Genomic DNA, 13730 nt, shown 5'->3' on the forward strand with positions numbered 1-13730 from the left:
CTTCTTTAGAATATAAAAACTCTCATCCGCTAGGGACGAGAGTTAACCGTGGTATCACCCTTATTCATCTACATAAGTTGACCTCATTAAGCCTTAACGCGGCAACACGTTATTTTATCACGTTAGATCCAAAATACAGCTCCCAGTCTTTATTCGTATCAACTTTCCCATTCCTTTACACCAGCCAGGAATTCTCTCTGCGTTCCATTGATACTACTCTTCTGTTCATCGCTTTTACTCAAGTATTATAGACAATAAATAAAGATGTTGTCAAGGTCAATTTATAAGCCTACTTCAAGTAAATTGTCTATAGACGTTTTTCAAATCCACCAAGGATTTCTGAATCCTCACTAATAGTCACAAATGCCTGCGGATCAATATCATGAACAAGTTTCTTAAATGTTTTCATTTCATATTTATTGATTGCACAATAAAGAATATATTGATCATTTTCTGTATAAGCACCCTTACCCATCCAGTAAGTTACACCTCTGCCAGTCTTTTCCATAATCACATTCTTCATATCTTTTTCTTTGGTGAAGATTAATGCTATCACATTGATGTTCTGATAGTGAATACGATCACTAATAAAATACAATACAAACACAAAGATAATAGAATAAAGTGTTGTCTGCAAATCAAAGATGAATGCACAACAAGTTAAAATAACAGCATTCACAATAGTTGATAACTTACCTACTGAGAATCCTGGATTAGTCTTAGATAAGCATACACCGGCAATATCAATACCACCTGTACTACCACTACCTTTTAGGGCAAGTCCTACACCAACGCCACACATAATAGCCCCAAAAATACAGTTAGATAACATATCAGGCATAATAGCATGTGTCTGGTTTGGCAGAACAGATAAGGTAATAGTCTGTACAATAACACTCATAGCAGTTTTGATACAGAATTCTCTGTTCAAGATTCTATATCCCATTACAAATAATGGAATATTAATCATGAAGTTGATAATCCCTACAATATTCATTGATTTAGGAATTGGTAGAAGTTTTCTTACAAAAACTTCAATAATCTGTGATGTTCCAATAACGCCTCCAAAGTTCAAGCCATTAGGTGTTACGAACAACCAGATTCCTAAAGATAATAAGATACTTCCGGCAATAACTTCGCCGTACTTTTCTAGATTTTCCCTCATAGCGTCCCTCTTTCTTCTCATATCATAGAACATTTAAACAAATAAAAGAATGCCTTTCAAGCATTCTTTAGTAAATTCCATATTCTATAAACAGATTCGCAATAGACTCAATAATATAGAGAACAGGTACCTGTGTTGCTGAACTATAAAAGTCACCATTTTTAGTACTTGGCATATAATACGTAAGAGCTAAATCAGACATCTTTGCAGCTGTTGAAGAGGCACTATTGGTAATCACAATAATCTTAATATCATATTTTTTTAAGTCTTTGATACGATCAATGATTTCTCTTGTTTCTCCTGAAACTGTGAAGAAAAGAGCACAGTCATTTTGATCATACATCCCCCTAAAACGGCTACTGAAGTCTCCACTATACATTGTACGTTTTCCCTTACGATTAAATAAAGAAGCCGCAAATTTCGCAATCGCATCACTTAGGCCAATGCCAGAACAGATCACCTCGTGACTGTTCACAATTATTTCAGCCGCTTGATGAATAAGATCATCAAACTCTTTATTGTCTACTCGATTAAAATAATCGAGAATATAATTTAAAGCACGTTTATTTTGTATAGGTTTATCTTCCTGATCCAGTTTCATTTCTGCTTTCCATTCTAAGAATCCTTCATAACCAAGTTTTTTAGCTACTCTTGTAATCATAGAAGAAGATACATGAAGATCTGTAGATAAATCTTTAAGTTTCATATGAATCACTTCATGACGATGAGAAATGATGTAGTTGTAAATATCTAATTCTAAATCACTTAATTGATTCATTTGATCTACCGTAACCATAAAATACCTCCAAAAGGTATTTTATCATACTTTATGCAAATCTCTTTTTCATTTTCTTATTCTGTTTCTTATTTTTCTTTTCAATACTCAACAACATATTCTTATAGTCTTCTGACTTAATGTCTACAACAAGTGTATGTGAGACAATATCATGTAATGATTTCTTAGACTTTAAGATAATCACAAGTATCCCAGATAATATAGTAATAACGAGTCCTACTTTATTCCAGATAGAGGCAATATTGTATCCAGTTAATACATTGACTAACTGATGAAACATATTACTGCATGTATAAATACTTCCTTCTACTAAGAAGATCATAATAACCTGTCTGATGATCAGTTGTTTCACATTCACTTCTTGATAGTTGTCATTCACAATCTTTAATCCTAATAGTTTTTTACCTAAAGTCTGTCCTTTCCAGATTATAGGTAATACGACATAGTACACAAATGCAACTGAGAGTGAAAGAACACCTGCAAGTACTTGATAATATCCCTTAAATATAGATAACTGCTGAGGAATATAGACAGCATCCTTATGAAGAGACATATACAACAAAATAAGAGGAAGTGATGATAAGACACTTCCTAAATACCAATCAATACCATAAGCGATTATACGTTTGATATAACCTGTTTTATTCACAGGTTCATTTCTTAATTTATTCCACATCTTATCATCCTCCTTTATTAATTTAAGTGCTGATATAAAGCACCGATTAAGTTCGCATCATTACGATATTCACAAACTACGATTTCTGGTGGTAATGTGCTTGCATAACATGAATTATAGATTTCATCAAAGTTCTTTTTGATAAGTTCTAATAGTAATGGCTGTGCACTAATACCTCCGCCAATGGCTACTTTTTCACAATCAAAGATCTGATTGATATTGTAAATCTGTACTGCAGTTTCTAAACAGAACTGATTTAATCCTTTTAAGACAGCTTCATTTCCATTATTTGCCATTTCAAAGATTTCTTCACCAGTATAGTGTTCTTCTGTTTCTAATGCTTCCTGGATATGTAATAATAATCCATTGATTCCATTACTTGCATACCAAGATGTATCACCATCATATGGCTTATGGTAATCAGTGATAATATTAGAAAATTCACCTGCACCAAATCTACATCCGCTTAGTACCTTATGATCCTTAATTAAAGCACCACCAATAGCTGTGCCAAGAATCACTACAGCGCCGTCCTGAATATCCTGAAGACTACCAAAACCTAGTTCTGCATTAGCGGCACATTTTGCATCATTACCAATTGTGACTCTTACACCACAACGCTCAGATAGTAATTCTGCCATATTTATATCATGATTATAAGTTAAAGCACCACCAGTGTAACAATAACCCTTATTAGGATCAATTCTTCCTGGCATACTCATCGCAATACCAGATACATCAGAATATGTATTATATAGAGATTCAACGCTATTCACAAATGAATCAAGGCAATCTAAGGGAGTAGGTACCTTACCTCTTTCATATATATTCTTTTCTGCATCCATTACTGCATATTTAATAGCACTACCACCAACATCTAGAACTAAGTATTTTTTCATAATTTTTCTCCGTTACTTTCTATTACTTTCTTATACCAATCAAAGGAATCCTTCTTGCTTCTTGCAAGTGTTCCATGACCTGCATTATCTTTATCTACATAAATGAAACCGTAACGTTTCTTCATTTCACCCGTACCAAAGCTAACACAGTCAATACATCCCCAAACAGTATAACCTAATAAGTCTACACCATCAATATCTACTGCCTTCTTCATTTCTTCGATATGCGCTTTAAGGTAATCAATACGGTACTGGTCATGTACTTTTCCATCTACCATCTGGTCCACTGCACCGAAGCCATTTTCTACAATAAATAGAGGAAGGTTATAACGGTCATACATCCAGTTTAAGCTATATCTTAAACCTTTCGCATCAATTGGCCATCCCCATTCAGTCTTAGAAATATATGGGTTATCACATAAATCTGTTTCTTCATTATAGTCAAGGTTGACATCTCCATCACCCTTAACCGCAAATGACATATAATAACTAAATCCAATATAATCTACTGTACCCTGAGGAAGAACAGCTAAGTCTTCTTCAGTAATATCTAGATTGAAGTTCTTTCTTTCAAAGAAAGATTTCATATAACCTGGATAACGTCCTCTTGCATGAACATCCATATACCAGAAACGCTTATGATTTGCACCTACTGCCTTCAACATATCATCTGGATTACATGAGTAAGGATAAATAGGTGTCATCGCAATCATGCAGCCGATCATCATAGAAGGATCAATAGCATGTCCTTCTTTAATAGCCATCGCACTTGCAACAAGTTCATAATGTGCTGCCTGATAAACAGTACGTTCTTTGTCTTCACCTTCTTCAAATATAATACCTGAGTTAGTAAATACAGCTACGTCTGCTTCATAGTTCGCCTGGTTGTTGATTTCATTGAAAGTCATCCAGTATTTAACTTTATTGTGGTATCTTTCGAAACATACTTTTGCGAATCTTACAAAGAATGTAATCATCTTTCTGTTTCTCCATCCACCATATTTTTCAACTAAATGATAAGGCATTTCAAAGTGTGATAATGTGATGACTGGCTGAATACCATTCTTTAATAGTTCATCAAACATATCATCATAGAACTTTAAGCCTTCTTCATTTGGTGTTTCTTCATCTCCCATTGGGAAGATTCTTGCCCAGGAAATAGATGTTCTAAAACATTTAAATCCCATTTCTTTAAATAAAGCGATATCTTCCTTATAGTGGTGATAGAAATCAATCGCTGTATGATTTGGGTAGAACTGATCAGGTTCAATTGTTTTAGTGATCTTTCTACGAGTAGTGGCAGAACCAACTGTCATCATATCTGAGACATTTGGTCCTTTACCACCTTCATTAAATCCACCTTCTACCTGATGTGCAGCAACTGCTCCACCCCATAAGAAGTCTTTACGCATTGTTTTCTCCTGCTTCTTCTGCTTCTTTCTTGATAGCGGCTCTTGTGCTTGCTGCAACGAATGGTAAGTAAATTAAAGTACTTACGACAAAGCAAAGAATACCTATAACTAATGCCATAATGTTGTTAGCACCTGATCCTAAGAATGGTGTTAAGAATCCTGGAGTTGTCCAAGCAACTTGATAAGCAACTGGTGGGATGATCTTAATCACACATACACAGAAATAACCAATAAGGTTACATACGATTGGTGCTAAGATAAATGGAATAACATACATTGGGTTCATAACGATTGGTAAACCGAACATGATTGGTTCGTTGATGTTGAATAGTCCTGGAACTAATGACATCTTACAAATAGAATATTCACCTTTATTCTTTCTACCTACGATAAACATAGCGGCAATTAAACCAAGTGTAGCACCTGATCCTCCACCATTACCAAATGCATCGTTGATTGAACCCCAGTTAACTGGGTAAGGTGCACCCCATGCAGAACCATGAGCTGCAACATAAGCTAAGTTTGCGTTTCCCTGTTCTGTGAAGATCACTGAACGTAATGCACTTAAAGTGTTAGGACCATGGATACCTACAATCCATAACATCTGCTGTACTAATACGAATACGATGATTGTACCCATAGAGCTTCCAAGAGATGTTAATGGAGCCTGGATAGCGTTATAAACAACAACCTGAATACCTTCAGGAGTAATCATTGAGAATAAGTAGTTTAATACACCCATGATGGCAAGTACTAACATCATTGGGATTAATAAATTAAATGACTGTGCTACTGCAGGAGGTACCATTTCTGGCATCTTGATTCTTAACTTTTCATTTCTACCAAAACGAGTTAATAATTCTGTAGTTAATAGACCTACTAATAATGCAACGAATAATCCCTGTGCACCAAAGTAAGTAGTTGTTAAACCAGTTCCTGCATTCTTACCTGCAAATGCCTGAGCAGCAGGATAAAGAATAAAGAAAGATGAAAGAGATGTAATACCACATAATACTTTATCTCCACCCATTTCCTGAGCTAACTGATAAGCCACTAAGAATGCGATGATGATTGATAAGATATTAGTTGTACCATTGATAACAGAACTTAAAACAGCCTGATACTGAGCTAAGTTTGGAATTAAATCACCTAAGTGAAGTAATTTTGCGATGAATCCTGTAGGATCTAATAATACATAGTTAATAAGTAAAACCATTGAACCACCCATTGTGAGTGGGAATGATAAAGTGAACGCATCACGCACGGCTGCCACATGGCGCTGACCATTGATTTTTGCAGCTAATGGTACGAAGTAACGTTCCATAAAGCTTTGAATTGCTTCCATTTTGTTTCTCCTCTTCTTATTTCATTCGGCCGATGTTGAAAACGATTTCGTTTTCCGTAATTGATTCTATCAGAGGATTAAAAATAAAAAAAGGGCTTGAAGCCCTTCTTGAATAGTATGCATTATCTGCAAAATGTTTTACTATTGTAACGTATTGTGACATATGCGCTGAGTTGTATTAGAAAGAATCTCAATGATACTCAAGGCGGGTACCTGCGTAGTACGAGACATCTCTTCCGTTCTTACATCGTTAACATAGTAGCTGATATTGTGATCACTCATTTTTGCGAGTGTATTATCGTCTGATGCAGTAATTGTGATTAAAGTACTGCCTGCTGCTTTATAATCATTGGCTTTTCTAATAAGTTCAGGCGTGTTTCCTGAAACTGATAACATGACAACCACAATACCTGTACCATCCATGGATACCCTCTGATATGGATCTGTTAAGGCAGCACTAAAGAAACCATTGATAGAAAAGCGTCTTGCTGCATATTCTGCAATCTTAGCTGAATCTCCCATACCATCAAAAATAATCATATTCGCGTCACCTAGTATATATGCGATTTCTTTGAATAAATCCTGATAATAAGGGGTATTGAACTTCTTTAAACAGTCGATAGTTTCATCTAGGTCATTCACCATATAAAGAGAGACTTCTTTTTCTCCTTTCTTATAAGCATATTTTAATTCCGGAAAGCTGTCATATCCCATCCTTTTCACAAAGCGCATAATAGAAGCTGTAGATGTAGGAATCTCATCTGCAAGTTCTCTTATACTCATATAAGGGAATTGAATGCTGTGCTTCAATATATAGTTATATATACGCATATCTGTTGTACTAAAGCTTTTAATCTTTTCTTCATTAAACATCTAACAATTACCTCTATATACATTCTTTAAATATTTCTTAGCCACTTCTACCATTTGGTCAATAAGTTCTATAGATGTAGGAGATTCATGATAATGATACTCAGGAAAATAACGTGTGATATGTAACACAATATTCGGATCAATAGACGCTAACCACTTTGCTTCTTCTTCCATATCTTTGAGACTATCATTGATACCAGGGACAATCAAAGAAGTGACTTCTAAATGACTTGATGAAGCTATTTGAATACTCTTCTTTACTGTTTCTAAGTCACCAGAGAGTGTCTTATAGATATCTTCTTTAAATCCTTTTAAATCAATATTCCATGCAGCTACTAAAGGAAATAATTCCTTTATGTATTTCTCTTCTATCATTCCATTAGAGACTATAACAGTCTTTAAATCATGCTTTTTGCATAATACAAAAGTATCATAAATAAACTCATAACTGATCATTGGTTCATTATAAGTAAACGCAATACCGATATTCCCTTCTTTTTTGAGATCTAAGGCGACTTCAACAAGTTTTTCAGGTGTTGTATGCACCTGTACAGAAGAGCCTTTATCTTGTGATATGGTGTAGTTCTGACAGAAAGGACATTTCATATTACAGCCATAAGAACCTACAGATAATATCTGTGTTTCAGGATAGAAATGATAGAGAGGTTTCTTTTCAATAGGATCTAAAGACAGTGATGTAATAGCACCATAGTCTTTAAGTCCTATATGTCCTTCTTTATTGATTCTTTGATGACAGAATCCTGTCTGTCCTTCTTTTAATACACATTGATGAGGACATAAATCACATCTAATCATGTCTGATCACCTTGAATCTTTCTATCTTGATCTTCTCTCCTTCATGAATACCTGCCTTATGACAAGCTATCTGAATCTGATCAGTCACTGTATCCACACCTTCTAAATCAGATAGGAGTAAACCTCTTTTAGAACCATGGGATACTATAATACCATAGATATGAGGATCTAATGTACTGATATCTTCTACTGGTTCTATTTCTCCTAATACATCGACTGAGATAATGAGATTATCTAGTTCTTCTTCTGTAATAGGATCAAAGCGTGGATCTTCACTACATGCACTGATCGCATTATGTACTATTTCTAAGGCAATATTATCCTGTACAGGCATAAAGGTACCAATACAGCCTCTCAAACGTCCTTCTTCATAAATAGATACAAAGACACCTGCACGTCTTTTCATCTCTTTTGTGACTTCTGGAATGATTTCTACTTTTTCTTTCACATAATGTTCTATTGTGGTTCTAGCCAGTCTGACATAGTCATCTTCATGTTCTTTGATTTTTTTGACTTCTTCCTGCATTTTCTTTTTATATTGGTTTCCTATATCACGTGTTAAATCTTCACCACATATTTCAAAGCCACATATTCCATAACCTACTCCAAATGGTCCTTCATAAGAATAATAGTTTGGTTTAATCTTCTTTTGATCTAAAGCACCTGCCAGGATCTGAAATGATCTGAGTCCACATTCAGCAGCTGCTTCAGTAAAGATGGGATCAAATGTTAGAAAACGCATAAAGTCGCTATTCTTCCATGCTGTAATAATATCATGATCAAAGAGCGGTCCTTCTTTTTTATAACCATAAGGACCATCCTCTTTTAAACAATGAGACAAATCACCACTCGCAATTAATAAAACATTCTTATCTCCCACTGCTTCTTTAATACATTGTCCAAAGCGATAATGAGTAAGAGGAGATAAACCAGATATTCCAATTCTTACAACTTTATAGTCTTTTAGATACTTATTTAGAAAGTAAAGAGGAATCATAGTGCCATGATCTAAATCATCATCTTTTCCTAATGTTCCTGCGAATATATGATGATTCTTGGCAGATCGAGTGATCTTCTTTACAAGATCTGAATCATAATCCACTTCTATTCTTACATTTCCTGCACCAAACTGTCTAAAATCTCCTGATGCATGAATGCCAGGAGATATATGAATATAATCACTATAGGCGATTGCATGAGGACTGATCACAATGACTGTTTCTATAGGAAGAGTAGATACATATTTCATAATGGATTTATAAGATTGTATTGTGTTACTAATAGTTTTCTCTTCTCCTTGACCTATTTCAGGAATAATTAATGGAGGATGAGGAACACACATAGAATAAAGTATAGCCATAAAATCATCTCCTTTACTCTATTATAAAACAAAAAGAAGATGATTACTCACCTTCTAGTTCTTTCTCAAAGTCTTTTAGAATTGTTTCTAATTCTTCTAATGTATTCATCTGTGTTAAATGATTCTTAATCTTTGCTGAACCTCTTAACCCTTTGACATACCAAGGTGCTTGTCCACGCATTTGTCTAATCGCATTCTTTTCACCTTCCGTTTTTACTAAACTATGGGCATGATCAATACATAACTGAATACGTGCATGATAGTCTGGTTCTTCTTCTAGAATACCCTCTTCTAAATATTTCACCATTCTACGAATCACAAATGGATTACCTAAAGCACCTCTACCAACCATGACAGCATCACAGCCTGTTTCTTCCATCATTCTTTTTGCATCTTCAGGTGTTCTGACATCACCATTCCCAATAACTGGAATACTGACTGCTTCTTTTACTTTTTTAATCCATGACCAATCTGCATGTCCTTCATACATCTGTGAACGTGTACGACCATGAATAGCCACTGCACTTGCACCTGCTTTTTCCATTAATTGTGCCATTTCTACACAGTTAATATGCTTCATATCATAACCAATACGCATCTTAACAGTCACTGGTACATTCACTGCTTCTACGACAGCCTTCACAATATCATATGCAAGTTCTGGATACTGCATTAAATAACTGCCTGCATGAGCCTTTAATACCTTATTCACAGGACATCCCATATTAATATCAATAATATCACAATCAGAATGTTCCTCTACAAACTTGGCAGCTTTGACCATAGTCTCTACTTCACCACCAAAAATCTGCATACTCATAGGGTGTTCATCTTCACCTACTGCAAGCATATCAATTGTCTTTTGATTTCCATAACATAACGCTTTATCACTGACCATTTCAGATACTACAAGTCCTGCACCAAACTCTTTTACAAGTCTACGGTAAGCGACATTTGTGATACCTGCCATAGGAGCCATGATAATAGGATGTTTTATTTCTACGTTTCCAATTTTCAACATTTTTTAATCACCATCACAAAATATACCATATTCCTGACACAATACAAAGATAAATTATCTTTATACTATGAGTTGTGAAAGGAAGTTCCCGATCCTTTCAATAATATATATATCGTTTTCATTTCCCTTCGAAAAGAAGCAGGTCTTCCCTTCCTGCTTCTTTTTATTTTTTACCATAATTTGATTGCGATCACTTTATGGCTGACTAAAGACAATTTATTCTATTTGCTGAACTTCAGTTATATAGGAACATGTCTTGCCTTAGGCACCGCATTATTTACTGCAGGAAAGAGCTATGCAAGACATTTTGTACAATTGGCAGTAGGCACTTATATGTTGTTTTATTTAGGTATTATTTCTCAAGAAAATATGCAGATTGAAGGCTTCTGGTACTATTTGTTTTTGGGTACTTTTGAAGCAGCCACTATTCACTATGCGATTGCGAAGATCTTTGGACCTCTTATATTTGGTCGAGGATGGTGTGGTTATGCCTGCTGGACGGCTATGATCCTTGACTTCTTACCTTTTAAAAGACCACAGAAACCAAGAGTTAAAAAACTAGGCATACTACGTTATGTCATGTTTGTATGTTCTCTTGCATTGGTATCAGGATTATTCTTAATGAAGGTCGCTCATCTAGAAAAGATCATGTTCTATCTATTTCTTCTAGGTAACGCCTTTTACTATATTGTGGGTATTGCGCTTGCCTATATATTTAAAGATAATCGTGCATTCTGTAAGTATTTGTGTCCTATTACAGTATTTCTTAAGCCTATGAGTTATTATTCACTATTACGTGTACATTGTGATGAGAGTAAGTGTGTTCATTGTAATAAATGTTTAAAGGTGTGTCCAATGAATGTAGAAGTCAACAATGAATCACGTAGACGTATAAACGGCACTGACTGTATTCTTTGTTATGAATGTGTAAAAGAGTGTCCAGTTAAAGCACTCCATTAATGCAACACATATTTCTCCATAATATATAGATATTTCTTATAGATTTATAATTTATATTAGTTATTGAAAGGAGGAAACTGTCATACAATTCTAAAAAGATCAATTATTCAATTCTATTCCCTTCCATGATATATGTTAACTGATCTTTGTATAATACCAGACAGTGTAAAAAAAACGCCATTTTACTGGCGTTTTTTAAGTATTTCCTTTAATTCATCTTCACTGAACTGATAATGTGTATTACAGAACTGACATGTAATCTCACAGCCATGATCTTCATTAATCATATCTTCTAGATCTTTTGTATGAAGAGTAGATAAAGCTTCTTCCATCTTTTCTTTACTACAATCGCATTCAAATGATAAATCCTGTGTATCTAGGATTTCAACATCTTCAAAGATCATCTTTAAGATTTCTTCTGGAGTATGTCCTTCATCTAATAACTGTGATACTGGTGGTGTATTCTTGATTTTATCTTCAATATACGCAATATCTTCTTCAGTTGCTTCTGGTAATAACTGAATAATATAACCACCTGCACTTCTTACAGTATTGTCTTCTTCTACAAGAACACCTACTGCAACAACTGATGGTACCTGTTCTGATAACATGAAGTAATAAGAGAAATCGTCACCAATTTCACCAGTCTGTAATGGAGAACTAGATGTAATAGGTTCCTTTAATCCCATATCACGAGTGACCTGGATAGTACCCTGATTACCTACACATAAGCCTACTGCAAGCTTACCTGTATCGTTGTATGTATAGTGAACTTCTGGATTAGATACAAATCCCTTGATTTTACCATCAGAATTTGTTGTACAAAGCATTGTACCGATTGGTCCACCACCGTTGATGACTACTGTCATCTTTTCTTTATTCTTATTCATAGCACCCATCATTAAAGTGACTGCCATCATACGTCCAAGTGCAGCACTTGCACAAGGCCATAAGTTATGATTCTGCTGTGCAACATTTGTAAGGTTAGTTGTTGTACAGGCAAAAACACGACAGTTCTTTGAATTAACGAGTCCACGTACTAAATAATCTTTCATTTATCTCATCTCCCTATCGCAAAATAGCTTACTAGAGGCAAAATCATACTAATGACAATAATACCTACTAATAGTCTTACCATAAATCTACGTTGCATTTTATTACCTCCTAAATGAAAATAAGCGCAAAGCGCTTATTTCATTTCATCTAGTAAATCATCTTCTGGATCAGCCTTAGGTGGTTCAGGAGTATTATTGTTGTCATCGTTAGATTCAATATGTTCTTCTGTTCCATCATAAGTTTCTGGCATCTTACCAGTGTTATATAAAGACTGAATCTGTTCATGATTCAATGTTTCATGTTCAAGCAATGCATTCGCAATAATATCCATTTTATCTTTATTATTGTTGATGATTTCAGTTGCCTGAGCATGCGCTGTTTCGATGATTTTACGTACTTGCTGGTCAATTTCAAATGCGATCTGACCAGAATGTGTATTACTTAACTGTGAATAGTCACGACCTAAGAATACTGCGTTATCACCACTGTCATACTTGATTGGACCAAGTTCACTCATACCAAGTTCTGTAACCATCATACGTGCAATACGTGTAGCCTGTTCAATATCGTTATGAGCACCTGATGATACATCACCGAAGAAGATTTCTTCAGCAGTACGACCACCCATATAACCTGTAATAGTTGCAAGTAACTGTTTCTTAGTTGAGAAGTAAGTTTCTTCTCTAGGAGTCATCAAGTTGTATCCACCTGCATCACCACGTGGTACAATTGTGACCTTCTGTACCTGGTTGGCATCTTCTAATGTCAAACCAATAATCGCATGTCCAGTTTCATGATAAGCAACAAGCTTTCTTTCATGTTCAGTATATTTTCTAGACTTCTTAGCTGGACCGCCAATAACTCTATCAATCGCTTCATCGACATCACTTAATGTGATCATCTGATGACCGCTTCTAACTGCAAGTAATGCTGCTTCATTTAATACGTTCGCAAGTTCTGCACCTGAGAATCCAGGAGTACGCTGAGCGATGTTATCAAAATCAACATCTGGCGCAAAATGTTTATTTCTTGCATGAACCTTCAAGATCTGAGATCTTGCACGCTTATCAGGGTTAGATACTCTGATCTGTCTATCAAAACGTCCTGGACGTAATAATGCAGGGTCAAGAACATCTGCACGGTTAGTAGCTGCAAGGATAATAACACCTTCGTTGCCTTCAAAACCATCCATTTCTACAAGTAACTGGTTTAATGTCTGTTCACGTTCATCGTGTCCGCCACCAACACCAGTACCTCTCTGACGACCTACGGCATCAATTTCATCAATAAAGATGATACAAGGCGCATTTTCTTTTGCCTTCTTAAACATATCTCTTACACGGCCAGCACC

At 35.2% G+C, this 13730-nt stretch carries 13 protein-coding genes and 1 other annotated feature; of the genes, 1 reads left to right on the forward strand and 12 read right to left on the reverse strand.

Translation table 11 applies throughout. From position 1 onward, the window contains the following. Nucleotides 1-28: 28 nt before the first annotated feature. Nucleotides 29-238 (reverse strand) — a binding site (T-box leader). 69 nt (nt 239-307) lie between these two features. The 10 genes from ACT8VG_RS02005 to dusB all read right to left on the reverse strand — a co-directional run bounded on the left by ACT8VG_RS02005 (nt 308) and on the right by dusB (nt 10363). Beyond that, nucleotides 308-1165 carry a YitT family protein gene (locus ACT8VG_RS02005; RefSeq protein WP_288704420.1) on the reverse strand — a complete coding sequence of 286 codons (858 nt, stop codon included), beginning with the start codon at nt 1163-1165 and terminating at the stop codon, nt 308-310. Between the two features lie 67 nt (nt 1166-1232). Then, a complete protein-coding gene (locus ACT8VG_RS02010) occupies nt 1233-1961 on the reverse strand; it encodes a MurR/RpiR family transcriptional regulator (RefSeq protein ID WP_129981511.1) in 729 nt (242 codons plus the stop codon). A gap of 31 nt (nt 1962-1992) precedes the next feature. Further along, complete coding sequence (locus ACT8VG_RS02015) at nt 1993-2637, reverse strand: RDD family protein (protein WP_302286618.1); 645 nt, start codon at nt 2635-2637, stop codon at nt 1993-1995. A gap of 17 nt (nt 2638-2654) precedes the next feature. Beyond that, nucleotides 2655-3536 carry an ROK family protein gene (locus ACT8VG_RS02020; protein ID WP_195920511.1) on the reverse strand — a complete coding sequence of 294 codons (882 nt, stop codon included), beginning with the start codon at nt 3534-3536 and terminating at the stop codon, nt 2655-2657. Beyond that, nucleotides 3533-4948 (reverse strand): 6-phospho-beta-glucosidase, encoded by a 1416-nt coding sequence (locus tag ACT8VG_RS02025; RefSeq protein ID WP_117458757.1) that lies wholly within the window; start codon nt 4946-4948, stop codon nt 3533-3535. Before ACT8VG_RS02025 ends, ACT8VG_RS02020 begins: the two co-directional genes overlap by 4 nt. Continuing rightward, nucleotides 4941-6293 (reverse strand): PTS sugar transporter subunit IIC, encoded by a 1353-nt coding sequence (locus ACT8VG_RS02030; RefSeq protein WP_117458758.1) that lies wholly within the window; start codon nt 6291-6293, stop codon nt 4941-4943. The genes ACT8VG_RS02025 and ACT8VG_RS02030 overlap by 8 nt, the downstream gene beginning before the upstream one ends. A 141-nt stretch (nt 6294-6434) precedes the next feature. Continuing rightward, entirely contained in the window at nt 6435-7166 is a 732-nt protein-coding gene (locus tag ACT8VG_RS02035) for a MurR/RpiR family transcriptional regulator (protein ID WP_117458759.1), read from the reverse strand. Continuing rightward, complete coding sequence (gene amrS / locus ACT8VG_RS02040) at nt 7167-7982, reverse strand: AmmeMemoRadiSam system radical SAM enzyme (RefSeq protein WP_444195092.1); 816 nt, start codon at nt 7980-7982, stop codon at nt 7167-7169. Further along, the gene (gene amrA / locus ACT8VG_RS02045; RefSeq protein ID WP_444195093.1) at nt 7975-9342 is read right to left on the reverse strand and encodes an AmmeMemoRadiSam system protein A; all 1368 of its coding nucleotides are present in this window, start codon (nt 9340-9342) and stop codon (nt 7975-7977) included. Before amrA ends, amrS begins: the two co-directional genes overlap by 8 nt. A 43-nt stretch (nt 9343-9385) precedes the next feature. Then, the gene (dusB, locus tag ACT8VG_RS02050) at nt 9386-10363 is read right to left on the reverse strand and encodes a tRNA dihydrouridine synthase DusB (RefSeq protein WP_444195094.1); all 978 of its coding nucleotides are present in this window, start codon (nt 10361-10363) and stop codon (nt 9386-9388) included. 180 nt (nt 10364-10543) lie between these two features. Here dusB and ACT8VG_RS02055 point away from each other — a divergent pair, with 180 nt between their 5' ends. Next, complete coding sequence (locus ACT8VG_RS02055) at nt 10544-11323, forward strand: 4Fe-4S binding protein (protein WP_444195095.1); 780 nt, start codon at nt 10544-10546, stop codon at nt 11321-11323. A gap of 182 nt (nt 11324-11505) precedes the next feature. On the opposite strand, the gene hslO is transcribed toward ACT8VG_RS02055, so the two are convergent. Next, entirely contained in the window at nt 11506-12378 is an 873-nt protein-coding gene (hslO, locus tag ACT8VG_RS02060) for an Hsp33 family molecular chaperone HslO (RefSeq protein WP_444195096.1), read from the reverse strand. 134 nt (nt 12379-12512) lie between these two features. Next, a partial coding sequence (locus tag ACT8VG_RS02065; protein ID WP_444195097.1) for an ATP-dependent metallopeptidase FtsH/Yme1/Tma family protein occupies nt 12513-13730 on the reverse strand: 1218 nt, incomplete at its 5' end.

Source organism: Catenibacterium sp. (assembly GCF_052354645.1).
Lineage (GTDB): Bacteria > Bacillota_I > Bacilli_A > Erysipelotrichales > Coprobacillaceae > Catenibacterium > Catenibacterium mitsuoka_A.

Excerpts from the sequence above, each read along its gene's own strand:
- amrA (WP_444195093.1), bottom strand. The coding sequence starts at position 9,342 with ATGGCTATACTTTATTCTATGTGTGTTCCTCATCCTCCATTAATTATT.
- dusB (WP_444195094.1), bottom strand. The coding sequence starts at position 10,363 with ATGTTGAAAATTGGAAACGTAGAAATAAAACATCCTATTATCATGGCT.
- ACT8VG_RS02035 (WP_117458759.1), bottom strand. The coding sequence starts at position 7,166 with ATGTTTAATGAAGAAAAGATTAAAAGCTTTAGTACAACAGATATGCGT.
- ACT8VG_RS02005 (WP_288704420.1), bottom strand. The coding sequence starts at position 1,165 with ATGAGGGAAAATCTAGAAAAGTACGGCGAAGTTATTGCCGGAAGTATC.
- amrS (WP_444195092.1), bottom strand. The coding sequence starts at position 7,982 with ATGATTAGATGTGATTTATGTCCTCATCAATGTGTATTAAAAGAAGGA.
- ACT8VG_RS02010 (WP_129981511.1), bottom strand. The coding sequence starts at position 1,961 with ATGGTTACGGTAGATCAAATGAATCAATTAAGTGATTTAGAATTAGAT.
- ACT8VG_RS02015 (WP_302286618.1), bottom strand. The coding sequence starts at position 2,637 with ATGTGGAATAAATTAAGAAATGAACCTGTGAATAAAACAGGTTATATC.
- ACT8VG_RS02020 (WP_195920511.1), bottom strand. The coding sequence starts at position 3,536 with ATGAAAAAATACTTAGTTCTAGATGTTGGTGGTAGTGCTATTAAATAT.
- hslO (WP_444195096.1), bottom strand. The coding sequence starts at position 12,378 with ATGAAAGATTATTTAGTACGTGGACTCGTTAATTCAAAGAACTGTCGT.
- ACT8VG_RS02025 (WP_117458757.1), bottom strand. The coding sequence starts at position 4,948 with ATGCGTAAAGACTTCTTATGGGGTGGAGCAGTTGCTGCACATCAGGTA.
- ACT8VG_RS02030 (WP_117458758.1), bottom strand. The coding sequence starts at position 6,293 with ATGGAAGCAATTCAAAGCTTTATGGAACGTTACTTCGTACCATTAGCT.